Here is a 24,995-nt window from a genome sequence, read left to right as displayed (position 1 = left end):
GGGGACGGGACGGAGATCGCAGGAGTGACGAATCAGACGATGCAGGATCAGGACCAAATCTCTGAGGAATCGTGCGAATGGCGCGGTGCTCATCCAGCCCTCTGGATCGCGATATTCGGAATTCTCATCGCTTTCGCCTGGGAGATGCTCCAGCTTCCTTTCTACCAGTCGGGAGGTCTGTCGCCTGCCGAGGCAGCACGTCGCTGCGGCCTGGCCTCGTTCGGCGATGCCGGGATCATGGTGGCCGCTTATCTCGGCGCCTCTGTCGGCAGTGGTAAAACGCCGTGGCTCGTAGACTGGCCGATCTCGCGTTTTGTCGTGTTCCTGGGAATCGGCCTGGCCATTACTGCCATGGTCGAAGTGCTGGCTGTCGGTGCCGACTGGGGGTGGTCCTATAGTGCAATCATGCCGCTTGTGCCCGGGACCAAAATCGGCCTGGTACCGATCGTGATGTGGGTCGCGGTTCCCACGGCCACCTTGTGGCTCGCGCGCCGTCTCGGCACCGGACCCCGCTGATCGCAAACCGGGATCTCCTATCCCTCGACAGCTGCCGGCTGCGGTCCCGATGGTGATCGACTTACCCGAAATCCGGCAATCAGGGCCAGCAGCGTGAGCAATTGCGCGCCGATCGTCTCGACAGTCGGGAAGAAGCCGAGTTCGGCGAGGCGCGGCAAGCCGGCAATGAAAGTGGCGGAAAGAACTCCGGCCTCCTGGAAAGCGCCCACGCCCTTGCCCGCGAGAATGACCGCAAGGATCGCAATCAGGATAGCACTGTAGCGGAAGAACTGGGTGATCGGCAGTTTGCGGCTGTAGCGCAGCATGGCCCATGCAATGAGCGCCAGCAGCGCTACTGCGGACAAGGCACCTGCCAGTATGATGCCGCTGCTCTGCGGGTTCCACAGGGCAGCGTAGAACAGGATAGTCTCGAACGCTTCCCGGTAGACGACCACGAATGCAAGACCAAAGAGAAACCATGCCGATCCGCGCGAAAGCGCCTTGCCCATTTTTTCCTGGATATAGCGCCGCCACTCCTCGGCCTGGGATTTGCCGTGCATCCAGATCCCGACCGATACGAGAATGACAGCCGCAAGCAGCGCGCCGATCCCTTCGGTCATCTCGCGGCTCGCCCCGCTGATGCTTACGAAGTAGGTTGCTACGACCCAGGTGGCGACACCTGCAAAAAGAGCAGCGATCCACCCACCATGGATATAGGGCAATACCTCGGAGCGCTGCGACTTTTTCACAAAGGCGATCATGGCGATCACAACCAGAAGTGCTTCGATCCCCTCGCGCAGCAGGATGGTGAACGCCCCGAGAAAGGTCGAGATTTCGCTGGCCGCCTCAGGAGCCAACGCTCTCTCGGCTCTGGCCAGCATACTATCGATGCGAGCCCGCTCTTGCTGTAGTTCGGATGGGTCCACACCGGACTCTATTCCGGCCCGAAATTGCCCGAGCGCCTGTTCTACCTCGCGCATCAAACCGCCATCGCGCGTTGCCAGGAGGGCCTCCAGGGGTTCAAACCCGTCGAGATAGGCAGACAGGGCAAGCTCCCGCGCTTCTTCACGGTCGCCAGCCTGATAGGCTGACAGGCTGCGATCGAGCGTATCGCGAACGAAGGCGAGCGAACCTGCGTCATTTGCCTGTCCCACCGCATCGGGATTGGCGCGAAGATAGGCCATGACGGCGAGCGCACGGTCCTCGCCGATCTGCTCGGCCAGACTTTCCGGTGTGAGCGCGGCGAGCGTCTCGAGATCGGGGACAAGCTGGCGTATGCCATCATCTTCCCGCCAGATACGCTCGCCTTTGGCCACATCTTCAAAAGCAATGCTGCCGGCATAGAATGCAAGCGCCCAGCGATCCTCGTCGGACAGCGATGCGAAGCTGGCCATGGACGTTCCTTCAAGCCCCTGCGTGATGACCTGGTAAAGCCCGAACGCACTGCGCTGCCGTGCCCGGTCGATATCGGTAAAGTCTATCGGCGGGGGATCGAGCGCCTGCACTGCGGCTGGTGGCGCACTTCCGGCTGCGCCGTGACACGAGGCGCAGTTCTGCGCGAAGAGGGTGCGGGCGCGGACAATGTCGGGCGCCTGCGAAGGGGCGAGCGGAACCGGGTAGGCTGTCAGCAACGAGGCTGCCAGCGCGCGCGCTAAGTGCCCAACTCGCTCGGCGGGTTCCTTATTGGCGATCAGAGTTCGCAGCTGGTCCGATCGGCGGATGAGTGCTTGATTGTCTTTAGTATCCGGAAATGCAGCAACCTGCCGCGCTACGACATCGGAAAACTCCACCATTTCGCGATATTCGAATTCATCGGCAACACGTCCCTCGGAAACCGCGGAGGCGTAGTCGACCGCGATATAATCGAGCAGACGCCAGGTGGTTCGCACGTCGGGTTCTTCCGCGTTCGCGGTGACGGACAGACACAGCGCAAGCGCCAGCAGAATGAGCCGCAGTGCCGGATGGACGGTGGCGGAGACAATGCGATGCATGAGGGGTCTCTATATCTGTTGCAATTAATTCGCAATAGCAGGGTCTAGACGGAAACGTATTTCCCCCAATCCGCAATCGCGGGCATATTCTGGAGTTTAGGTAGAGCGCAGTTCGCCACGTGCCTGTTTGAAGACTTCGGCACTTCCCCACACCGCCAGTCCTGCCATGATGCTCGCCACAACCAGATCGGGCCACGCACGGCCGGTGCCGAAAACGCCAATCGCTGCCGCCAGCACGGCGATATTACCGATCGCGTCGTTGCGCGAACAGATCCACACCGAGCGCATGTTCGCATCGCCCGAGCGATACCGGAACAGCATCGCGGCGACGGCGAGATTTACCGCCAGAGCAAGAGAACCGATGGCGCCCATCGTTCCCGGATCGGGCGACGCCCCGACAAAGAAACCCCAGATGGCCGAGCCGAGCACCCACAGGCCGAAAGCCAGCATGGTCGCCGCCTTTACGAGAGCCGCACGCGCGCGCCAGACGAGCGCCATCCCCGCTACACCGAGACTGATAGCATAGTTTGCCGCATCACCGAGAAAGTCGAGCGCGTCGGCCTGCAAGGCGCGCGAATCCGCAGCAATGCCTGCCACGATCTCCACGCCGAACATGATTGCATTAAGGCCCAGTGCGATCCACAGAATGCGCCGCCATGTCGGATCGTTGTTGTTTGCACCGGCCTCATCGGGGCCGCAGCAGGTCTTTCCCATTTACTCGACTCCTTGCGTCGATCCGCCCTATGCACCTTGTAGTAACTACAAGGTCAAGCGGCAGGAGCCTTTGTCATGAGAATTGGTCAACTTGCCCGGAAAACCGGTGTCAAATCCGAAACAATCCGCTTCTACGAGCGTGAGGGTATCCTCGCTGCCCCTCCACGCACGCGGGCCAATTATCGCGACTATGGACCTGCAGAGGAAGCGCGCCTCAACTTCATACGGCGCGCGCGTGATCTCGGCTTCTCCATGGCACGCATCAGGGAATTGCTCGATCTTTCCGATGATGCCGACCGGTCCTGCGCGGGCATCGACGCTCTGGCCAGAAGCCATCTCGGCGAGGTCGAGCGCAAGATCGCGAGCCTGGAGGCGTTGCGGACGGAACTTGGGCGTATGATCGCTGCCTGCGAGCAAGACACTGTAGGCGATTGCCGCATCATCGATGCACTTGCGGGTACCACCGAGCCTTGATGTCCGCGCCTCGTGCGCCAGTTCGGTCAGGCTCGCCGATGCACGGCTTTTGTCGGCCGCCCATAAGAGACTTAACTTCGGGAAAGGCCGACGAGTGCGAAGCTGCCCGTGTCGCCATCCCGGGTCTGTCGAACGGGTTATGATGCCGCCGCAGGCCAGTTCCAGACGGCCATTTTTTCAATGCTCATATCCGCCATAGTGTAGGCGATCCCGCCGACGCCAAGCCCGGAGCGGCGCAGCCCTGCAAAAGGCATCCAGTCCACGCGGAATGCCGTATGGTCGTTCACCATCACAGCCGATCCCGCCAGAGACTGTATGCAATGATTGGCGATTGACAGCCGATCGCTGAATACAGCGGCCTGAAAGGCGTAAGGCAGGGCATTGGCCTGCTCGATAGCCAGGTCGATATCGTCATAGCCATACACGCAGATCACGGGGCCGAAGATTTCTTCCTGGGATACCTTGGCACTATCCGGAGGATCGACAATGACGGTCGGGGAGAAAAGAGTGTCACTCAGACGGCTTCCCCCGCACACCAGGGTGCCTCCTGCTGCGATGGCTTCATCGACCCAGCGTTCGACGCGGTCAACTTCCTCCGTTCGGATCAGGGGTCCGCATTGGGTCTCAGCATCGGCGGGATCGCCCACTACCAGCTTTTCGGCAGCTCGCCCTAGGTCATTGGCGAAGTCTTTCAATTCTGCAGCAGGGACGAATACGCGCTGCACGGAAACGCAGACCTGACCCGAATGATAGAACCCGCCCTTGAGCAACGAGGCGATCACCGCTGCGCGCTCCACGCCGCTGTCCACGATTACCGGCGCCGCGCCGCCGTGCTCGAGAGCAATGCGTGTTCCCGGCGCCAGCTTCGAGCGAAGCATCCAGCCGATTTTCGCAGAACCGATGAATGAGAAGAACGCCGTGCGCGGATCGGTTACCATTCTTTCGGCGATATCGTTGCCGCAAGGCGCGAACCGGCACCGGGCCTCGGGCAGGCCGGCTTCATGGAGAATATCCACGAAGCTCTGACATGACAGAGGCGTTTCCAGCGCAGGCTTGATGAGAACGGGGCACCCGGCTGCTACCGCCGGTCCAACCTGATGGACGATCAGGTTGAGGGGGTGATTGAATGCCGAGATCGCCACGACAGGACCGATCGGCTCGCGGAAGGTATATGCCGTCCTTCCCGCACCCGCTTCTGTCAGATCCATGGGGATCTCGTGGCCGCCGCCATCGCTGAGCGCCTGAACGCACAAGTCGACGCTGTTGATCGCGCGACCGACTTCCACGCGCGCATCGACCAGGGGTTTGCCGCCCTCCCTGACGATCTGGAGCGCCAGATCCTCGGCTCGTTCGCGCATGATATCCGCAGCCCGCCGGAGAGTGGCGACACGCTCGTGCACGGCAAGCCAGCCATGGCGGTCGCGGTGGAGCAACTGCGCTTCATTCAGCCATTCATCGATTTGAGGCCAGTCGACAAGCGGTACTTCTGCAACCGGCTCGCGGTCGAAGGGATTGTGAACGATCGTTTTCATAGCTCGCACACCTTCGCGCCGAGTTCGTCGATCAGCACCTTCTTGTTTTCGGAATAGTCGACGGGCAGATCGACAAGGTGCACGCCGCCAGCCTCGAATGCGGCGTTCAGGACCGCCACAAGATCTGCGCTCCGCTCGACCCGGTGACCGGTCGCTCCATAGCTTTGTGCGTAGGTGACGAAGTCGGGATTGGAAAAGGTCAGGCCGTAGTCCGGAAAGCCGAGCTGGTCCTGCTTCCAGCGGATCATGCCGTATGCTGCATCGTTCAGGACGAGTACGACGAGGTTCAGGCCCAGCCTGACGGCCGTTTCCAGCTCCTGCGAGTTCATCATGAACCCGCCATCACCGCACACCGCGAGAACTCTGCGCCCGGGCGACAGCATCGCCGCCATCATGGCGGATGGAAGGCCTGCGCCCATCGTCGCCAATGCATTGTCGAGAAGGATGGTGCCCGGTTCATTCGCAATGTAGTTTCTGGCGAACCAGATCTTGTAGATACCGTTGTCGAGCGCAACGATATCATCGCGCGCCATTACGCTGCGTACGTCGGCAACCACGCGCTGGGGGACCATCGGAAAACGTTCGTCGTCGCTGGTCTCGGAAATGTGCGAAGCAATCTCGTGATGCAGCGCAGTGTAATAGCTGCGATCGCACTGCAGCTTGCCATCCAGACGGTTTCCCAGCCGCTCGACCGATCCGGCGATGTCGCCGATGACCTCGAGCTGCGGGAAGTAGACCTGATCGACTTCAGCCGCCTTGTAATTGATATGGATGACGGTCTGCCCGCCCGGCTCCATGAAGAAGGGCGGCTTCTCCACCACGTCGTGACCGATATTGACGATCAGATCGGCCTTCTCGATCGCGCAGTGAACATAATCGCCCGACGATAGCGCCGCAGTGCCCAGATAGAGTTCGCTATCTTCATCGACCACGCCCTTGCCCATCTGGGTGTCGAAGAAGGGAAAGCCGGTATCAGACACGAATTTGCGCAACGCCTTTGAAGCGCGGCGGCGGTTCGCACCGGCACCGATCAGGAGCAATGGCAGCTCAGCCGCGATGATCCGCTCGGCCGCTTCGTCGAGCGCAGCATCACCCGCTACGGCATAGCGCCTGTCATGCGGCGGTATGACAGGTTCGACCGTTTGCTCTTCCGCAACGTCTTCGGGCAGCTCGAGCAGCACAGCGCCCGGCCTTTCTTCCTGCGCCAGACGGAACCCTTCGCGAACGAGCGAGGGAATGCGATTGCCGTTCACGATCTGGGTCGAAGCCTTGCAGAGCGGCGTAAACAGGGAAACAACGTCGACAATCTGGAACTGGGCCTGCTTCGATGTCTTTATCGGTTTCTGCCCGGTAATGATGACAAGCGGAAAGGCCCCGAGCGCGGCATAGGCCGCCGGAGTTGTCAGGTTCGTCGCACCAGGCCCGAGAGTTGCGAGGCAAACCCCCGCCTTGCCGGTCAGGCGGCCATAAGTCGCCGCCATGAAGCCAGCGCCCTGTTCGTGCCGGGCCAGAACCAGCGTGATGGTGGAAGTTCGCAGCGATTCCAGAAGGTCCAGGTTCTCTTCGCCTGGAACGGCGAAAACATACTCGACCCCCTCGGCCTCGAGCGCGGCAACCATAAGATCGGAAGCTTTCATTCGTTGGTCCTCATTTTACGAGTTGCAGGGCGGTTCATGTCGTGCGCTGCCAAGCTGCTTGCCCACAGCGACCGACCCGATCGCCGCGCCTGTCAATGGTCGTGGTCATGGTCGTGATGATGGTTCTTCTCGACCTGATGGTCCGGGATCATGTCGGGATCACAGTCTGCAGCGAGACAGGCTTCGAACGTTGCATGGGCGATGGCGTGCTGCGTCTCGAGCATACCGCGAGCCCGCGCCTTCACATCCTCGAAAGCCTGCAACGAAAATTCGGCAGGAACGATATGCGCCTCAAGCGCGCGATAATGCTCGCTGATGCTCCAGACATGGACGTGATGGACGTCGACCACGCCTTCTGTGTCACGCAGGTCGCTCACAATGCGATCGAACTCGCTTTCGTCCGGCACCGCGCCCATCAAGAGCCGCACCGTGCGAGGCAACAAAGTGACGCCCTGCCAGATCACATAGGCAGCAATGACCACAGTGATGATCAGATCGGCGATATAAAGTTCGTATCGCAGAATGAGTACGCCAGCCACGATCACACCGACCGAAGCCAGCGCATCGGACACATTGTGCAGAAAGGCGGCTTTCATGTTGAGGGAGTTCTTCGAGCTGGCGTAGACCATCACTGCCGTAACCACGTCGATCACCAGCGCTATCCCGGCGACCCAGATTACGGTCCACCCCTCAACGGGTTGAGGGTCTGCGAAACGGTTGATCGCCTCGACCAGCAGATAGAAGCCGATGATAAGCAACGTCGTCAGATTGATAAGCGCCGCCACGACTTCCGCACGAGCATAGCCGAAGGTCATAAGCTTGTCGGCTGGCCGGCGCCCGATCCGCCTCGCAAACAGAGCCAGTCCAAGCGATGCCGCGTCGCTGAAGTTGTGCAGCGCATCGGCGATCAGTGCGAGCGAACCCGACAATATCCCCCCGATGATCTGGGCGACAGTCAGCAGGACGTTGAGGGCGACGGCCAATACAAGGCGGCCGTCGCTCATGCTTTCTTCGCCGTGACTGTGCCCGGCATGACCGCCCGATTGTGCCACTACCTGCCTCCTTTTTCCGTTCTCTTGGTCGTCGTAACGGACTGCGCGGGGGAATGCTGGAACGTGCTGTTCGAGACATCGAGTTCGCGCGACAGTTCTCCAAGCGCCGAGATCGCGAGGCCGAGCAGGGCGAACCCTCCGACGAATGCCAGGAGCGTAATATGATTGGCGGCGACCGATCCGGTTCCCATGCGAAGCAGCGCGCGCGCCGATGCAACTATAAGAAAGCCCGGGATAATGGCCGCTAGCCAACCTCGCCCGCTGTCGGTGAATCCGTGCAGCGCCCAAAAGGTCAAGAGAGCGATGCCAATGAAAAGCAGAGAAAAGAGGACCAGTAGCGCAAACTGGTCCATCCTGCTCACTTGGGCGGATCGGTAATTATCGATCGCTTGTCGTCCTGTTTCCAGGTTCGCAAAAACAAGCGCTGCAGACACCGCCATTGCTGTCGTCGCGGATGCCGCAGCGGCAGCACCCAAGAGAAGGCTGTAAGGCAGGATGTCGGACGCAATCGACACCGAGATGCGACGTACCAGGGTTGGCCTATCGGAGCATCGCTCGGGTCCGTCATCATCCGGTCTGAGTTTTGCGTATCGGCCAAGCTCGTTGAAAATCAGAAGTAGCAGCCCGCCCGCCAGCATCAAACCAGTGAGTGCCCAGCGGGAGAGAGGGGATTGTCCCAGCGGAAGAGTTAGCAAGACGGCAAGGGCGGCAAAGGCACCCGAAACGCCGCCCGGCAGGAGCGGGTGCAGGAAGCTCCAACTGCCTTCTGCCAATCTGCCGCCAATCATGACCCCGATGCCTGATAGCATCGCCAGGACAAGGACCCGCGAAAGGTCCTGCGCGGCAAACAAGGTATCGAATAGCGTCAATTCCTCTTCTCGCCGTGGACGGTTCCCGCCTCTTCGTGCACATCCATATGCGTATCGCGCAGGATCTGCACTCCGCCGTAAAGCGCTATGCAGGCGACCGCTATTCCGACCACCAGATCGGGCCAGTTGGCACCGGTAATCAGCACAACGATGCCGGCGATGATGATCCCGCCATTGGAGATGAAGTCGTTGAAGCTGAAGGTTGTCGCCGCCCGCATATTGACGTCCTTGTTCTCCATCTTCTGCAACAGGCGCAGGCAATAGAGATTCACCAGTCCCGCGACGAACGCCATCGCCATCATCAGCATGCCGCCCGGATCGGAACCTTCCACGAACCGTCGGTAAGCATCGAAAATGACCCCAGCGGAGAAGACCAGCAGCATGATGCCGGAGAAACGCGCGGCCCCGCGTTTCCAGGTCCGCGAGCGGGTTAGCGCAAGCAGGCTGAGCGCATAGACGATTGCATCCGATGAGTTATCGAGGCCGTTTGCCAGCAGCGCGTTGGAATCGGCAAAATATCCGACCGCGAAGAAGCCGACTGCAATGGCCACGTTGAGCCATAGCACCACCCACAGGGTCTTGCGCTTTTCAGGCGACCCGACATCGACCTCATGACCGCCACTCATGCTGTGTCCTCCCCGGTTCGTACCCAGCTTTCCGCATGACTACGCTGTGATGGCCGGAAGAACTTCATTTCGGCGCGGAAGAGCGACGATGACATTTTCGTGCCCCACTCTTCCCATTTGCTGTCGCCGATTATGGCGATCCGGCCGAAGCAGTCCTTATGCCGGACGTCGAACTTGAGATCGCGCCAGAGACCTCCGAGGTCCCAGCCGGAAAAGTCAGGCGCGAGCTCGATCACCATCGGGACGGTGCCGGCCTCGCGCTCTGCGATACGTTCGAATTGGGGAACAAAGCGGTCATAGTCTTCATCCCCAAGCCTGCCTCCGGCGCGTATCCAGAGCAGTCCGTTCTCTTCCTTCAGTGCCAGCACCGTATTCTCCTTTCCCGATCGGTCATGCGATGTCCTTCAGCTCGGCCTCTTCATCGCTCGTCACATTGCGACGCAGACGGTCCCACCACTTCTCGCGCCAGCTCCGCTCGTCGTCGGAACGGTGCAGTACAAGCCGCGCGATCGCGGGTAGGACGAACAGCGTGAGCGCGGTCGCCGTGATCAGACCGCCAATGACGACCGTAGCCAAAGGACGCTGCACTTCGGCCCCTGTTCCGGTTGCAAGAGCCATGGGTACAAAGCCGAGCGAGGCCACCAGCGCGGTCATCAACACCGGCCTCAGGCGCGCGAGCGCACCATCGGCGATTGCCTCATCAAGCGGCATACCACTTTCAAGGCGCTGCCGGATCGCAGTCATCATGACGAGACCGTTGAGCACAGCCACACCCGACAGGGCAATGAAGCCAACCGCCGCCGATACCGAGAAGGGCATGCCTCTCAACACGAGAGCAAACACACCGCCCGCCAAGGCCATCGGGATGGCGCTGAACACCGCCAGGGCCGGAACCCATCCACCAAGCGCCATGTACAGCAGGAGCAGGACAACGGCGAAGCAGATGGGCACCACGATCGCGAGCCGAGCCTGCGCTTCCTGCAGGTTCTGATACTGCCCGCCCCACTCGATGAAGGAGGCAGGGGGCAGATCGACCTGGGCCGAAACGCCTTCCTGCGCTTCTTCGACGAAGGAACCGAGATCGCGTTCGCGGACGTTGGCGGAAACGATGACGAGCCGGCGACCCTGTTCGCGCCGGACTTCGGCGAGACCATCAACGACCTCAAAATCGGCCAGCGTTCGCAGCGGAACCGTGACGCCGTTTTCAAGGACGATCGGCAGGGCTCCTAGCTGGTCGAAATCGTCGCGCGTTGCGTCTGCCAAGCGCACGACGACATCGAAGCGGCGGTCGCCTTCGAACACCAGGCCCGCCGGTCGGCCGCCAAGCGCGATGGCAACGGATTGCGCCACGTCCTCGACCGTTAGACCGTACCGCGCGATGGTGGGACGATCGAAAGCGATGTCGAGCGTTGGAAAGCCCGTCACCTGCTGCACCTTCACATCGGCCGCACCCTCGACACCGCGAAGTACGCCTGCAACGTCGCCCGCCGCTTCGGTCAGTGCGGTGAGATCGTCGCCGTACAGCTTGACCGCCACATCGCCGCGTACGCCTGCGATCAGTTCGTTGAAACGCAGTTCGATAGGCTGACTGAACTCGTACAGGTTCCCGACAAGACCGCCAAGTGCACTCTCCATCTCGCCAACGAGTTTATCCTTTGGCAAATCCGGGTCTGGCCACTCCTCACGCGGTTTCAGAATGACATAGGCATCCGATGCGTTGGGCGGCATGGGATCGCTGGCGACCTCTGCCGTACCGGTTCGCGAGAAGACCAGCTCGACCTGCGGAAACTCCTCGAGCCTGTCTTCGACCCGCCGCTGCATCGCCAACGAGCGTTCAAGCGAGGTCGAAGGAATCCGAAGCGATTGCACCGCTATGTCGCGCTCGTCGAGCTGGGGAGTGAACTCACTGCCAAGAAAGCCGAACATTATTGCCGCGACAGCAAACAGGCCAGCACCAGCACCGATAACCGGCCAAGGGCGCGCAATGGTCTTGCGAATAGCGGGACCGTAGCGACCCTTTGCCATACGGATCGGTTTCACCTCCTTCTCGGTCAGCTTCTTGTTAAGCAGGACCGCGATCATGGCGGGCACGAAGGTGAGTGACAGCACAAAGGCCGAAGCCAGCGCGAGCATGACCGTAATCGCCATTGGCGAAAACGTCTTGCCCTCGACCCCGGTGAAGGTGAGCAGCGGCGCATAGACCAGCAAAATGATTGCCTGTCCGTAGACCGTCGGCTTGATCATCTCCTGCGCGGCAAGCCGCGTCTCGGTAAGGCGTTCGCCCAGGCTGAGCAGCCGGCCTTCGCGATGCTGGCGCGCGGCAAGCCGCGCGACACTGTTCTCGACGATGATCACCGCGCCATCGACGATCAGGCCGAAGTCGAGCGCGCCGAGGCTCATCAGATTCCCCGAGACGCCCAGCCTGTTCATGCCGATGGCCGCCATCAGCATCGAGATCGGGATGACCAGGGCCGCGATGATGGCGGCCCGGATATTGCCGAGCAGGAGGAACAGCACCGCGATAACCAGCAAGGCGCCCTCGACCAGGTTTTTTTCGACCGTGGCGATCGTCGCATCGACAAGCGAAGAGCGGTTATAGACAATTTCTGCCACCACGCCGTCGGGTAGCGATGCGCGCACCTCTTCCAGTCGGTCTGCCGCCTGAGCCGATACGGTGCGGCTGTTCTCTCCGCTGCGCATCAACACAGTGCCGACGACCGCCTCCTCGCCATTCAGCGAAGCAGCCCCCGTGCGCAGATCGCCCCCGATTTCGACATTCGCTACATCGCCGATGCGGATGGGTACACCCTCGCGCGTCGCGACGACAGCCTCCTCGATATCGGCGATTCCGCCCAGTCGGGCATCGACGCGAACGAGCAGGGCTTCATCGGCCCGGTCCACGAAATTGGCGCCCGCCGCGAGATTGGCGGCCTCGAGCGCATTGATCAGGGAGTCGAAAGACAGGCCGTAGCCTGTAAGCCGTGCCGGGTCGGGCTGAACGAGGAATTGCTTCTCGAATCCACCGATGGAATCGACCCCGGCCACGCCGTCGATCGAGCGCATGAGGGGTGCCACGACCCAGTCCTGCACAGTGCGCAGATAGGCAGCCTTGGCGACCTCGCTTTCCAGCCGGTCGCCGCGTTCGGTTATGAAGCTGCCATCTCTCTGCCAGCCCGTCCGGCCGCCTCTGGTCGCTCCCTTGCCGCCGGGATGCTCGTATTCGATCGTATACATGAGCACTTCGCCAAGCCCGGTGGAGATTGGCCCCATGGTCGGTTCCGCCCCTTCCGGCAGCGAGGCGCCGATCGGCGCGAGACGTTCGTTCACCTGTTGGCGAGCGAAGTAGATGTCGGTGCCTTCCTCGAAAATCGCGGTAACCTGGCTGAAGCCATTGCGCGAAATCGAACGGGTCATTTCCAATCCTTCGATTCCGGCCAAACCGGTTTCGATGGGAAAGGTCACCTGCGTCTCCACCTGAGAAGGCGAAAGCGCAGCCGCGCTGGTATTGATCTGCACCTGTGTGTTGGTGATATCCGGCACCGCGTCGATCGGCAGGCGCAACAGATTGAATGCGCCATAGATTGCCGCGAAAATGGTGAGGACGATAATCGCCCAGCGGAATCGCACGGCAACATCGAGAATCATCCCGATCAGGCCATGGTGGTGGCTACCCTCGTCCGAATGGGACGACGCTTGATCAATGGCCATGTTCTGCGCCCTCCTTTTCGAGTTCGGCTTTCAGCAGGAAGGCGTTGGCAGTTGCGATCTGCTGGCCCGGTTCAAGCCCGGACAGGATCGTCACCATTCCAGCGGAACGGCTGCCAGTTTCTACCGCGCGCGCCTGGAAGCCGCGACGCGTTCGCACAAACACGACGTCGCGTCCCTCGAACGCCTGCACTGCATCTTCAGGAACCGCGATAAGGGTCTGATCCACTTCTCCCGAAGGGCGGATACGAGCCTGAAGGAACGAGCCAGGCTGAAGACCTGGAACAGCGCGCGAGATGCTGAGAACAGCTGTCGCGCTTCGGCTTTCGGGATCGAGCGAAGGGGTGACAGAGCGTACGCGCGCGCCGATCTCGCGACCATCGCCAACAATCAATGCTGCCTCATCGCCGGGCTGGATGCGCGAGGCATCTTCCGACGGTAGCGCGACTTCGACCTGGAGACCGTTCGGATTGACGATCTGATACAGTTCCTCGCCGGCATCGACGAAGGAGCCGAGTACGATCGGCGCAGCCGTGACGCGTCCGGATAGGGGACTGGTGACGGCGAGCGAGCGACCGTCACCGCTTACCCCGGCAGCGCTGACCGCGGCCTGGGCCCGGTTAAGCTCGGAACGGGCGACATCGAGGTTAGCACGGGCAGCTTCGAGATCCTGCCGGGCAGTTACATTCGCCTCGAAAAGGCGGCGTTCACGATCGAATGCCGACGACAGTTCGGTCACGCGAGCACGAGCTGCACTGAGCTGCGAGGCGAGCGCAGCAGCATCGGCGCTTTCAATCCGTGCAACAGTCTCGCCCTGGCGGACATAATCACCGAGCGTCTTGCCCACAGTGCGTACCACACCCGATGCGCGCGCATCGATACGCGCACTTGCGGTCGGACTAGCGGCTATCGTGGCCGGAAATACCAGGTCGACGGATGCACCATAACGTACTGTACCGATTACAATTTCGGCAGCCCGAATCTGTTCTTCGCCGATCAGAACGAGGCCCTCCGGCATTTCTGTTTCGGCTGCTTCTTCGACGCCACCGGTTTCGACTTCACTGTCAGGCCAGAGCATCAACAGCAAAGCTGCAGCGAGAATGACGATTCCGGCGATGATCGCCAGTTTCTTGCGGTTCATTTGATTATTCCTCATTGTGCGGCCAGCCGGATCAATTCGGCAGCAGCCTGCCCCCGCTCCTGCTGGGCAGCGATCAGGGCTTCGCGAATTGCATCGCGCGCTTCGGCAGCGCTCAACACTTCGATCAACGGAAAGCGGCCGTTGCGGTAGCCAATGCGGACGAGCCGCAGCGCCTCTTCGGCCTGGGGCAGCGATGTCCGGGAAAGCGTTTCGACGCGCGCCTCAGCAGCGAGATACTGCGCCCGCGCCCGGGTTACCGATTGTTCAAAATCCGCCAGTGCCACGGCCTCGCGTGCATTTGCGGCGCGAAGCCTCGCTTCTGCAGCCGCGATATTGCCCTGATTGCGATTGCTGAACGGAAGCGGGATCGAGACGCCTACAAGGAATGCGCTGTCGTTGCTTTCTTCGAAACGGCGCACACCCGCCGAGACGACCGGATCGGGAACGCGCAAGCTGCGCTCACGATCAATATCTGCCGCAGCAGCCCTGCTTTCGGCGCGCGCCACCCGCAACTGGAGCCCGCTCGCCGCAGCCAGTGCAACTCCAGGTGGCCGGATGACCGGAAAGTCCGCCGGGACTACAGGGGGCACGTCCTGAACGCCCCAGAGAGAAGCGAGCGCAGTGCGCGCCGCGAGACTGGCCGCTTGAGACGCTTGCAATTCGGCGCGCGCCTCTGCCAGGGCCGCCTCTGCACGCAAGGCGCGCAAAGGTGGCTCACGGCCTACTTCGACCAGCAGTCCTGCAATGCGGGCGAGCTCTTCGTTCCGTTCGACCACATCGCGGGCCAGTTCCACGCGCGATGCAGCGGCCGCCGCTGCGACATATCGCTCGCGGACGAGGTAGCCGAGTTCGACATCGGACAGGTCGGCGCGAAGGTTTGCAAGCTGTGCTTGCGCCCGGGCAGCTTCGACCCGGGCCCCCCGCTTGTTGCCAAGTTCAAGGCGCTGCCCCACCGCAAGCGTGTATTCGGTAGCCCGCAGTCCGGAAAAAGCGCCGCTTCCGGCGATATTCTCGACCTCGAGCGAAACTTCGGGGTTCGGTCGGAGACGCGCCTGCCCGACGAGCGAGCGAGCGGCATCCGCTTCGGCGCGCGGTCCCACCATACGCGGGTTCGCGGAGATTGCATCGACTTCGCCCGTTACACCTGAGCGGCTCAGCGCGTCTTCAAGCGTCAGAAGCTCCTGCTCCTGCGCGGCCACGGACGTGGCTGTTGCGACGAGAAACAACCCTGCAATCAGGGTGTCTCGCCAATAAATGGCTGACATTTTGGAAGAATTCCTCTGCTAACAATCGAACGGGCGCTGCACCGGGGCAGCGCAACGACGATTGTCAGTCGCGAGGAGGACGTTTCAGTCGGGTACTGACATCCGAGACGGATGCCGCAACAGGAGGCGCTGCAAGAATGACCGACGCAAGTGGAACCTGTTCTTTGTGGATTCCGCCAGCAAAGCTCGCGCCGTGATGACAATGACCATGACCGCAAACGCCGTGTTGATCGGCTGGCACTTCGGAATCGCCCTGATCGCCATCGACATCTGAGGTTGCCGATCCCTCGTCAGCTGCAATCCATGCCGCCGCATCGCCCGGAGCCACTTCCGAGCCGCAGGCAGCTGCATCCGCCGCAGTCGCAAAGATCATCGCGACCAGCATGAGCAGGACGACGAGCGGGTTGAGGACAAGGCGGCGATAGCTGTAAGTCATGAATTTGGGCCGCCATTAGCAAAGACAAACCGAGCTGCCTAGTGTAATATTCTGTCAGCGTAGATCCATTATTGTGATACTATAACGCAACACCAGTGCTCTTATATTGTCGAAGGAGGACCCGGCGGGGGCGTAAAGCCAGGCGAATTTGCATCGGACTGCAAGAGGCAGCTGGCCTACCGCACGAAACAAAAACCAATTAGCGCGCCAGCGACATAATCGTCGCCGGCGCGTAGCAAGTTCGACGTTCAATCATATCGTTTTGGGATGCTTGCACCCAAGCTGCGCCGGTCAACGACGGTGATACGCCGGGCCTTGGCGTCAATCACTAGACGCTCAAGAACGCCATTGCCGGGAAGCGCGACCACATAGCGCGGATTCATCTGAAGCATCTGCTCATTGCGCTTGAACCCGGCTCGTGCCCCCAGCCGTCTGTCGAGTGAAAATACCAATTGCTGTATATCGTGCCGTTCGGCCCAGCTGGCCGCAAGCCGATCAACGCCTTTGGTGTCGCCGCCGTGCACCAGAAACATGTCGGGCACATGATCACGTACCTTGTCGAGCGTTGACCAGACCTTGGAGGCGAAAGCCTTGGCGTCTTCCGCGGTGGCAAACGAAGACCGGCCACCGGAAAAAACGATTGGCGTGCCTTGCGGTGTATTGGCATCCCGGCGGCGCTCTGCACGAGCCCGCAGGAAGTCACGTGCATTGACGACAGCGGACGTCATATGGGCAGCGTGGTTCGAACGCGAACCGGTCATGGGACGCCAGGACGATCCGATCTCTTCAAGATAGAGGACAGCGGCGGTTTCGCGCATTTGCTCGAACGCAATCATGCTGGCATCGGCGGCCTGGGCACGTTCGACCTGCTCTTCCAGATTGCTTGTGTGAACTTCGGAGCCGTCGGCCGAGGCTAACAATGCTCGAATTTCGTCGCTGGCGCGGTCGAGCCGCGATGACTTCCGACTTGCTGCACGGTGGAAGAGATTGACGAAACCCCAGGCGATATCCTCGGCATCCGCCTCGAGCGCCGTATCGGAAAACATCGCGAAGAGGTCGGACCATACGGCGCCAAGCGTCTGTTCGATCGCATCCTCGCAGGGGAAGTCGGTCTCGTTGAATGGGGCGGGCCTGATGCTGAGGCCTGACAGGTCGAGGCCGCTCAACTGGTCGATGAAGCTGTCGTACATGGTGTGTCTCCTGATCGCGGGGACAGGAGAGGAGGCACCATTGCCTCATCCCTGTCCGCCGAAGCCCGATCAGGGCCGGGACAAGGGGCGAAACGCACCGCGCAGCGGGAAACCTGCGGCCCTAGGCTGGCGCGGGCAACACGGGCCGACGGGCCGCAGGTTGCGGCTCGCCCCGACCGGCCCAAGGGCCTCTCCCGGCGGTCAGGGACGAGGCAGGATCAGGACCCGGTGTCACAGGTGGATCGGGAGCGCTCGAAGATCGCTTCGCCATTCGAGAACCGACCGACCATGCGCAGCTCGCCGAACAATTCGATGAACCGTCCCGACACCTGGGCAAGCCAGTGCCGTGCCCTTCCCGTTCTCGGCTGGCTGAAGTCAGCTTCCCAGTACCGGGGATCGTCGCGTTCGGCGAGCCAGATCGCCGCGAGCCCGCAATATGTCGATATGCCGCAATCGGCGAAGGCGTTTCGCAGGAGAATGCGGTCCTCGCGGCCGCGCCATCCATCGAAGCGCTCGAAAGAAGGAAAGGTCGCCTTCGCAGGATCGATGACCTCTTCGACGAGGCATTCATAAGCCCAGTCGGTGTCGTTCTCCTCGCCGTCATCGAGCAGGCGAAAGGCCACTACGGAGCGGGGCGGATAGCTGACGGAACGTCCCATCTCACTGCTCCTCAGGCTGCATCAGCGAGATCGATGTCGGCCTCGCTTTCGCTGGATTGGCGACCCCCAAGGTCAAGCAACAGGCTGGCCGCTTCCTCAGCCTTGGCCGCAGCGGTGAGGATCGCGCGCTCGTCCGATTTGAGGATCTTGAGCCAGGATGCGATATAGCTGGCGTGATGGTCGAGGTGGGTGACCGGAAGACCCAGTTCTGCCCCGAGAATGGCGGAGGACAGTTCTGCGATCAGTTCCTCGGCAGCATAGGCGTCGCTGCCGAAGCGGTTCTTGAGATCGCGGTCGAGCCGCGAAGAATGACCCGTCCAGTGCGACAGCTCGTGTGCAAGCGTCGCATAGTAGTGGTCGTAGGCTTCGAAAAGTTCGGCTGGCGGCATGGTGACCCGGTCGAGCAGCGGTTCGTAATAGGCCTGCGCGCCATGGTGGCGCAGGTCTGCGCCAATATGGGCAAAGAAAGCATCGAGCCGCTCTTCACGTCCTTCGGGCTCAAGCGCGGCAACCACCGGTTTGGGATGATAGAACTCGGGGAGGCCGTCGCACTGGTCGGCGTTGAATACGGCATAGGCTTTGAGCACGCGCCGGTTTTCGGTGTCAGTTTCGCCATCGGCGTTCTCCACCTCCTTGGTGTAGCTCTTGTAGAAGATCGCGATGGTCGATTTCTCGCCCTTGCGGACCTGTCCGCCCAACGCCTGGCACTGGCGATAGGTCATCCAGTAGGGCGAAGCGTAGCCACAGCCATCGGCAACCATCCACAGCCAAAAGGTGTTCATTCCGCGATAGGGCGTCCCGCAGGAACGTAACGGCCGCGAAACTGGCACACCGCGCCACGGCTTGACCCAAGGCTTGGTGCCTTGCTCGAGCTTTGCAATGATAGCGGCAGTGATGCGCTGAGCTGGCGAAGTCGATGCAGCGCGGCGATACTTGGTCATAGGAGGTCTCCTGATCGCCGGGACGGAATTGCCCCGGCTCAGGAAGAGCAAAGCTGCCTCTCCTCTCGCCTTTCTGCGCGTCACCTTTATTGGTGCCGGGTCTTCCATCGGACACGGGGTCGCACGGCAAGCAATCGCACAAAAACCAATCCTCGCGGCTTGCCCATTCGCTTGCGATCGGCTAACCGCCCGCCGATGCGCCAGCTCCATTTCCTTTTTCTGTTGGCATTGCTTCTGGTCTCGCATGGCGGGCTTCCGGGAGCAGTTCCGCATCTGGAAGCGGCGCACGCGCATGAGGCGGCAAGTGCGCAACATGCGCATGAACACAAATCGATCGAGGTGATCGAAATTCAGGCAGATACCGCTTCGCATGCATCGGAAGAACTGGTTCCGCACGCTGCATCGCACTCGCATAGTTCGATTGCCATGCCTGATCAGGCCGCCTTCGCTGCCAATGGACCTTCGACCCCAGCACTTCTGCGCCCGGGCGAAGCACCTCCGCTTGTCGGCTTTTTAGCGGCTCCGCTAACCCAGCCACCGTCAGCCTGATTTTCTGAATCCGGCCCGATCTACGGGCCGATATCCATTCGGAAGATCAGGAGTAATTTATCATGCACGTGTCCACGCGTGCCGCCATTCTGGCGGCCACGTTGGTGTGGGCGACCTCGGCATCAGCCCAGACGTACACACTCGAAGAGGCCGTTCGAATTGCGGTCGCCAACTCACCGCAAGGCGAGGCGACCGCCGCTCGCCTTGATGGTTTCAACGCAGCCCGAAACGCTGCCGATACCAGCCCCGCGCCCACAATCGAGGGGACAGTTGAGAACATCGGAACCCCTGGCTTTTCGCAATGGCAAATCGACGGGACCTACAACCAGCGACTGGAGCGCGGCGGCAAGCGCGCGGCGCGTGTAGGCCTCGCGCAAGGTGATATCGCCGTTGCCGAAGCCGAGGCACTCGTTCGGCGTCTCGATCTCGCGAGCGAAGTCCAGGCGTTGTATGTGGAAGCGCAAGCCGCGGCCCTGTCGCTCGAACTTGCCAGGAGCAGGGTCGAGATCGCCGAAACCCTCGCCAATGAGGTGCAGCGCAGGGTCGACGAGGCGCGTGACCCGCTCTTCGCCGGAACGCGCGCTCGCACGCAGTTGGCCGAAGCGCGAGTGGATCTTGGACTGGCGGAGCATGCCTATACGGCAGCTCTTGCCCGACTCGCGCTTCTCACCGGTGGGGATCGGGCCAGCATCGGGATCGTGACCTCGGGTTTCCTGAATGCTCCAGAAGTTGCCGCCGACCCCGCAGACCTCACTCCGGTCGATCTTGCCGTCTTCCGGGCCCGGCGCAACAGGGCGGATGCAAACTACCGCCTGCAGGAGGCCAATTCGCGAACCGATCCCACTGTCTTCGCAGGCCCGCGGCTGTTCGGCAACGGCGACGTCGCCGTCATCGCGGGCTTTTCGCTCCCCTTGCCCAATCGCGCGCTCAACCGGGCCAACATTGATCGCGCCGCGGCCGAGCAGCGGCAGGTAGAGGCGGATCTCGCGGTCGAACGGTTCCAGCGTCGCCGGCAGATCGCTCTGGCCGCCGAGCGGGTAGAAGAGGCCCGCCATGAGGCCGAAGCGATTCAGGAGCAGGTGGTTCCCGGTGCCGAACAAACGCTCCGGGAAGTTCGTGCCGGCTACAATCGCGGAGGATTCACCTTCCTGGATGTCTCCGTTGCCCAGACCGCATTGCACGAGGCCAGAGTACGCTTCGTCGATGCTCTCGCCGAATATCATCAGGCCAAGGTCGACTACGACCGACTGACCGGCCGCTTCATCGAACTTGTTGGGGGATACTGATCATGCGCAAGACGCATTTCTTCCTTGCTGCGTTTTTTGCAGCTATACTCACCGCCTGCGGCCAGTCGGCAGAGACGCCGGAAACTAACGAGGAGCAGGCCGCGGCCGAAGGCGATTACGAGCGCGGACCGCACAACGGACGCATGCTTCGTGATGGTGACTTCGCCATCGAAGTCACCGTCTTCGAGGACGGCGTTCCGCCCGAATATCGCCTCTACGCCTACCGCGACAACGAGCCCGTCGATCCCGAAACGGTCCGTGCCCGGGTCATGATCACGCGTCTTGGCGGCGAAAAGACCACGTTCGAGTTCGAACCGGAACAGGATTACCTGCGAGGCCAGGGCGTTCTCGTCGAACCGCACAGTTTCGACGTGGTGGTAGTGGCAAACGAAGGCGACGACACCCATCGGTGGGCGTTCGAATCGTACGAAGGCCGGGTTACGATCTCGGACGAGGCGGCTCGTGCGGCCGGTATCCGGACCGATACGGTCGGACCGCAGCAGGTCGGTGAAACCGTGGAAATCATCGGACGGGTGGAGCTCGATCCCTCTGGCAGCGCCGAGGTGGGAGCCAAATTCCCGGGCACCGTCATGTCACTGCATGCCAATCTCGGCGATCGTGTAGCCCGAGGGGCGTTGCTCGCGCGGGTGGAAAGCAGCTCATCGTTGCAGACCTATCCGATCTACGCGCCGATTTCCGGAGTGGTCACGCAGCGCAGCACCAATATCGGCGATATCGCGGACAGTGACCCTATGTTCGTCATATCCGATCCGTCGCGCACGGTCGCGACCTTCCCGATCTTCCCGCGCGACATCGAACGGGTCCGCCCGGGACAATCGGTGCTCATCCGGGGTCTTGAAGGCCAGCGCGCGCAGGGTTCCCGCATCCGGGACTTCCTGCCGCTGGCGGAAGTCAGCAGCCAGGCTGTTACCGCACGTGCACCGCTCCCCAATCGCGATGGCTTCTGGCGACCGGGAATGGCGGTCCGAGGGCTGGTGTCTGTCGATCAGCGGCGGGTTCCGCTCGCCGTGCGAACGGACGCCATCCAGCAATTCCGCGATTTTCGTGTCGTCTTCGCCAAGATCGGCGAGACCTACGAAGTGCGGATGCTCGAGCTCGGCCAGGAAGGTCCCGAGTGGACCGAAGTGCTGAGCGGGATCGATGCAGGCACCGTTTACGCATCCGAGAACAGCTACGTGATCAAGGCCGACATCGAGAAGTCGGGCGCGAGCCACGATCACTGAGGGGCGATATTATGTTGGAAAAGATAGTCGAGCTGTCGATCAGGCAGCGTTTCGCAGTGCTGGCAGCGGTGTTCATTTTCGCCGCTGTGGGCATTTACAGTTTCGGTAAGCTCAAAATCGATGCCGTGCCGGACATCACCAATGTGCAGGTGCAGATCAATACGTCCGCGCCGGGCTTTTCTCCGCTGGAGGCGGAGCAACGCATCACCTATCCGGTCGAAACCGCCATCGCGGGATTGCCGGGGCTTTCCTATACGCGTTCGGTTTCGCGCTACGGCCTCAGCCAAGTCACCGTCGTGTTCGAGGATGGCACCGACATCTTTTTCGCCCGGCAGCTGGTCAACGAGCGGTTGCAGGCGGTGCGTTCGAACCTGCCCGAGACGGTGGAGCCGGAGCTCGGACCTATCGCCACGGGCCTGGGCGAGATTTTCATGTACACTGTCGAGGCCAAGCAGGGAGCGGTCAAGCCGGATGGCTCAAGCTATACCGCTCAAGACTTGCGGACGTTGCACGACTGGGTGGTTCGCCCGCAGCTTCGCACGGTTCCGGGGGTCACCGAGGTCAACTCAATCGGCGGCTACCGCAAGGAATACGTCGTAGCCCCGCTACCCGAACGCCTTGCCGGTTTCGGTCTGACGGTCGAGGATGTGATCGAGGCGCTCGAGAACAACAACGCCAATGTCGGCGCTGGCTATGTAGAGAGGTCGGGTTCGCAATACCTGATCCGCGTACCCGGACAGGCCGAGGACGAACGCGATCTGTCCGGGATCATCGTCGATTACCGCGAGGGTGTCCCGATCCGTATCGCCGATGTCGCCGATGTCGAAATCGGCTCGGAAATCCGCAACGGTGCGGCGACCAAGGATGGCCGGGAGGTAGTTCTCGGAACGATCTACATGCTCGTCGGCGAGAACGCCCGCGATGTCAGTATCGCGGTGGCTGAACGGCTCGAGGAAGTGAACCGGTCGCTTCCGGGCGGCGTTGTCGCCAACACTGTTTACGACCGATCCGAACTGGTCGAAGCAACCGTCTCCACGGTCGAGAAGAACCTCGCCGAAGGCGCACTGCTGGTGATCGTGGTTCTCTTTGTGCTGCTTGGCAACTTCAGGGCCGCGCTCATCACCGCAGCCGTGATTCCTCTTTCCTTCCTGCTGATGATCACGGGCATGGTCGAAAACGACATATCGGGGAATCTGATGAGCCTTGGCGCTCTGGATTTCGGTCTGATCGTCGATGGCGCGGTGATCATTGTCGAGAACTGCTTGCGCCGCTTCGGCGAGGCCCAGCATTCGCTTGGAAGGCTGCTCAACCGCGAGGAACGTTTCAAGCTGGCGGCCCGCGCCTCGGCGGAGGTGATCAAGCCGAGCCTGTTCGGCATCCTGATCATCACCATCGTCTACGTACCGATCTTTGCTCTTGAGGGCGTCGAGGGCAAGACGTTCCACCCGATGGCGATCACGGTCGTCATGGCGCTTACCGCTGCCATGGTGCTTTCCCTGACCTTCGTTCCCGCAGCGGTTGCGACGTTGGTTACGGGGAAAGTCGAGGAGAAGGAAACGCGCGTCATGCGCGCGTCCAAATCGGGATATCGACCGATGCTCGACTTCGCATTGCGGTCGCGCAAGGTGGTGCTTGCCGGAGCCGTCGCACTGGTGGTTCTCAGCGGCTTCGGGGCGAGCCGTATGGGATCGGAATTCATCCCCAATCTTGACGAAGGAGATATCGCACTACACGCGCTTCGCATTCCGGGCACCAGCCTAAGCCAGGCAGTCGCCATGCAGACCGCTCTGGAAGACCGGATCCGGACCTTCGCCGAGGTTGACCAGGTATTCGCGAAGATCGGTACGGCCGACGTGGCCACTGACCCTGTGCCGCCATCGGTCGCCGACACCTTCGTCATCATGAAACCGAGGGAGGATTGGCCGGACCCCCGCAAACCGAAGGAGCAACTCGTCGCCGAAATGAACGAGGCGGTCCAGCAAGTGCCGGGCTCGCGCTATGAGTTCCTCCAGCCGATCCAGATGCGCTTCAACGAGCTCATCGCGGGAGTGCGATCCGATGTCGCCATCAAGATATTCGGGGACGATCTCGACCAGCTTGCCGCTGTCGCAGCCGAGGTCGAAGGCGTCGTCTCTTCGATCGAAGGATCGCAGGATGCGCAGACCGAGCAGGTTACCGGCCTGCCCTTCATCCAGGTCATTCCCGAACGGGACCGCTTGACCCAGCTCGGACTGAATGTGGACGACGTCCAGACGGTGGTTTCGACGGCAATCGGCGGGGCCGAAGCCGGACAGATCTTCGAGGGGGACCGGCGCTTCGACATTGTTGTTCGCTTGCCCGAGGACCTGCGCGAAGACCGGCAGGTGCTCGAACGGCTCCCGATTCCGTTGCCGGGAGGCGGCTCCGTTCCCTTATCGGAAGTCGCGACCATCGAGAACGTTCAGGGACCGAACCAGATCAGCCGCGAGGATGGCAAGCGGCGGGCCGTGGTCACCAGCAATGTGCGGGGACGGGACCTCGGTTCCTTTATTTCCGAGGCGCAGGAACGGATCGCCACGGAGGTCGATCTTCCGGAAGGCTACTGGGTAGACTATGGCGGCACCTTCGAGCAGCTGGAGTCAGCATCCGCACGCCTTCAGATCGTGGTGCCGCTCGCCCTGCTGTTGATCTTCGGTCTGCTGGTCGCGCTGTTCCGCTCGGTGAAGGATGCGCTGGTCGTGTTTTCCGGTGTGCCTCTGGCGCTTACCGGAGGCGTGGCAGCGCTCATGCTGCGCGGCATCCCCTTCTCAATTTCCGCGGGGGTTGGCTTCATCGCCCTGTCGGGCATTGCCGTGCTGAACGGCGTCGTCATGCTGACGTTTATCCGGCAGCTGATGGATGAAGGCAAACCGCTCGAAGATGCCATCAAGGAAGGGGCCATGGCCCGCCTGCGACCGGTGCTCATGACCGCGCTTGTCGCGAGCCTGGGCTTCGTGCCGATGGCTCTCAATGTCGGGCTCGGTTCGGAGGTACAGCGTCCTCTTGCAACCGTTGTCATCGGCGGGATCGTGTCGGCTACCGCCCTGACCCTGCTGGTTCTTCCGGCTCTCTACCGGGTAGTTCGCGGCGATCGCGGGGATGTCCGGGAGACAAGGACATCCGACGAAGATCATAACCCTCAACTCGCAAGCTGAAGCCGGAGCGACCGTC

At 61.5% G+C, this 24,995-nt stretch carries 21 protein-coding genes; 6 read left to right on the top strand and 15 right to left on the bottom strand.

All coding sequences use genetic code 11. The features are described 5' to 3' along the window. Positions 1-24: 24 nt before the first annotated feature. Positions 25-516: a hypothetical protein gene (locus T8S45_RS10245; RefSeq protein WP_322293654.1), complete on the top strand. Its 492-nt coding sequence runs from the start codon at positions 25-27 to the stop codon at positions 514-516. Positions 517-533: 17 nt separating this feature from the next. Here T8S45_RS10245 and T8S45_RS10240 read toward each other — a convergent pair whose 3' ends face one another. Continuing rightward, positions 534-2,486 carry an FTR1 family protein gene (locus tag T8S45_RS10240; protein ID WP_322293653.1) on the bottom strand — a complete coding sequence of 651 codons (1,953 nt, stop codon included), beginning with the start codon at positions 2,484-2,486 and terminating at the stop codon, positions 534-536. Between the two features lie 96 nt (positions 2,487-2,582). Then, complete coding sequence (locus T8S45_RS10235; RefSeq protein ID WP_054523302.1) at positions 2,583-3,200, bottom strand: cation efflux transmembrane domain-containing protein; 618 nt, start codon at positions 3,198-3,200, stop codon at positions 2,583-2,585. 75 nt (positions 3,201-3,275) lie between these two features. Here T8S45_RS10235 and T8S45_RS10230 point away from each other — a divergent pair, with 75 nt between their 5' ends. Next, positions 3,276-3,674 (top strand): MerR family transcriptional regulator, encoded by a 399-nt coding sequence (locus T8S45_RS10230; RefSeq protein WP_322293652.1) that lies wholly within the window; start codon positions 3,276-3,278, stop codon positions 3,672-3,674. 137 nt (positions 3,675-3,811) lie between these two features. Here T8S45_RS10230 and T8S45_RS10225 read toward each other — a convergent pair whose 3' ends face one another. The 13 genes from T8S45_RS10225 to T8S45_RS10165 all read right to left on the bottom strand — a co-directional run bounded on the left by T8S45_RS10225 (position 3,812) and on the right by T8S45_RS10165 (position 18,727). Then, the gene (locus T8S45_RS10225) at positions 3,812-5,206 is read right to left on the bottom strand and encodes an aldehyde dehydrogenase family protein (RefSeq protein ID WP_322293651.1); all 1,395 of its coding nucleotides are present in this window, start codon (positions 5,204-5,206) and stop codon (positions 3,812-3,814) included. After that, on the bottom strand, positions 5,203-6,843 hold the full coding sequence (locus T8S45_RS10220) for an acetolactate synthase large subunit (RefSeq protein WP_322293650.1): 1,641 nt from the start codon (positions 6,841-6,843) through the stop codon (positions 5,203-5,205). The genes T8S45_RS10225 and T8S45_RS10220 overlap by 4 nt, the downstream gene beginning before the upstream one ends. 92 nt (positions 6,844-6,935) lie before the next feature. Continuing rightward, entirely contained in the window at positions 6,936-7,895 is a 960-nt protein-coding gene (locus tag T8S45_RS10215) for a cation diffusion facilitator family transporter (RefSeq protein ID WP_322293649.1), read from the bottom strand. Next, on the bottom strand, positions 7,895-8,764 hold the full coding sequence (locus tag T8S45_RS10210; protein ID WP_322293648.1) for a hypothetical protein: 870 nt from the start codon (positions 8,762-8,764) through the stop codon (positions 7,895-7,897). The genes T8S45_RS10215 and T8S45_RS10210 overlap by 1 nt, the downstream gene beginning before the upstream one ends. Continuing rightward, the gene (locus T8S45_RS10205; RefSeq protein ID WP_202086656.1) at positions 8,761-9,390 is read right to left on the bottom strand and encodes a cation diffusion facilitator family transporter; all 630 of its coding nucleotides are present in this window, start codon (positions 9,388-9,390) and stop codon (positions 8,761-8,763) included. Before T8S45_RS10205 ends, T8S45_RS10210 begins: the two co-directional genes overlap by 4 nt. Then, positions 9,387-9,758 carry a SpoIIAA family protein gene (locus tag T8S45_RS10200; protein WP_054522855.1) on the bottom strand — a complete coding sequence of 124 codons (372 nt, stop codon included), beginning with the start codon at positions 9,756-9,758 and terminating at the stop codon, positions 9,387-9,389. The genes T8S45_RS10205 and T8S45_RS10200 overlap by 4 nt, the downstream gene beginning before the upstream one ends. Before the next feature lie 22 nt (positions 9,759-9,780). Further along, complete coding sequence (locus T8S45_RS10195) at positions 9,781-13,044, bottom strand: efflux RND transporter permease subunit (RefSeq protein WP_322295215.1); 3,264 nt, start codon at positions 13,042-13,044, stop codon at positions 9,781-9,783. Between the two features lie 43 nt (positions 13,045-13,087). Beyond that, positions 13,088-14,236 carry an efflux RND transporter periplasmic adaptor subunit gene (locus T8S45_RS10190; protein ID WP_322293647.1) on the bottom strand — a complete coding sequence of 383 codons (1,149 nt, stop codon included), beginning with the start codon at positions 14,234-14,236 and terminating at the stop codon, positions 13,088-13,090. 11 nt (positions 14,237-14,247) lie between these two features. Continuing rightward, positions 14,248-15,501 (bottom strand): TolC family protein, encoded by a 1,254-nt coding sequence (locus T8S45_RS10185; protein ID WP_322293646.1) that lies wholly within the window; start codon positions 15,499-15,501, stop codon positions 14,248-14,250. 64 nt (positions 15,502-15,565) lie between these two features. Continuing rightward, on the bottom strand, positions 15,566-15,937 hold the full coding sequence (locus T8S45_RS10180; protein ID WP_322293645.1) for a hypothetical protein: 372 nt from the start codon (positions 15,935-15,937) through the stop codon (positions 15,566-15,568). Positions 15,938-16,185: 248 nt separating this feature from the next. Continuing rightward, the gene (locus T8S45_RS10175; RefSeq protein ID WP_322293644.1) at positions 16,186-17,127 is read right to left on the bottom strand and encodes a DUF2493 domain-containing protein; all 942 of its coding nucleotides are present in this window, start codon (positions 17,125-17,127) and stop codon (positions 16,186-16,188) included. 218 nt (positions 17,128-17,345) lie between these two features. Then, positions 17,346-17,786, bottom strand: a complete 441-nt coding sequence (locus T8S45_RS10170) for a hypothetical protein (protein ID WP_322293643.1) — start codon at positions 17,784-17,786, stop codon at positions 17,346-17,348. 11 nt (positions 17,787-17,797) lie between these two features. After that, positions 17,798-18,727 carry an ArdC family protein gene (locus tag T8S45_RS10165; protein WP_322293642.1) on the bottom strand — a complete coding sequence of 310 codons (930 nt, stop codon included), beginning with the start codon at positions 18,725-18,727 and terminating at the stop codon, positions 17,798-17,800. Between the two features lie 195 nt (positions 18,728-18,922). Here T8S45_RS10165 and T8S45_RS10160 point away from each other — a divergent pair, with 195 nt between their 5' ends. The 4 genes from T8S45_RS10160 to T8S45_RS10145 all read left to right on the top strand — a co-directional run bounded on the left by T8S45_RS10160 (position 18,923) and on the right by T8S45_RS10145 (position 24,979). Then, the gene (locus T8S45_RS10160) at positions 18,923-19,276 is read left to right on the top strand and encodes a hypothetical protein (protein ID WP_322293641.1); all 354 of its coding nucleotides are present in this window, start codon (positions 18,923-18,925) and stop codon (positions 19,274-19,276) included. A 62-nt stretch (positions 19,277-19,338) separates the two neighbouring features. Continuing rightward, the gene (locus T8S45_RS10155; RefSeq protein WP_322293640.1) at positions 19,339-20,562 is read left to right on the top strand and encodes a TolC family protein; all 1,224 of its coding nucleotides are present in this window, start codon (positions 19,339-19,341) and stop codon (positions 20,560-20,562) included. A gap of 2 nt (positions 20,563-20,564) precedes the next feature. Continuing rightward, a complete protein-coding gene (locus T8S45_RS10150) occupies positions 20,565-21,806 on the top strand; it encodes an efflux RND transporter periplasmic adaptor subunit (RefSeq protein ID WP_322293639.1) in 1,242 nt (413 codons plus the stop codon). Between the two features lie 11 nt (positions 21,807-21,817). Then, positions 21,818-24,979 carry an efflux RND transporter permease subunit gene (locus T8S45_RS10145; protein ID WP_322293638.1) on the top strand — a complete coding sequence of 1,054 codons (3,162 nt, stop codon included), beginning with the start codon at positions 21,818-21,820 and terminating at the stop codon, positions 24,977-24,979. Positions 24,980-24,995 lie beyond the last annotated feature (16 nt).

The organism is Pseudoblastomonas marina (genome assembly GCF_034374265.1).
GTDB lineage: Bacteria > Pseudomonadota > Alphaproteobacteria > Sphingomonadales > Sphingomonadaceae > Alteriqipengyuania_A > Alteriqipengyuania_A marina.
This window is presented reverse-complemented; position numbering and strand designations above follow the sequence as displayed.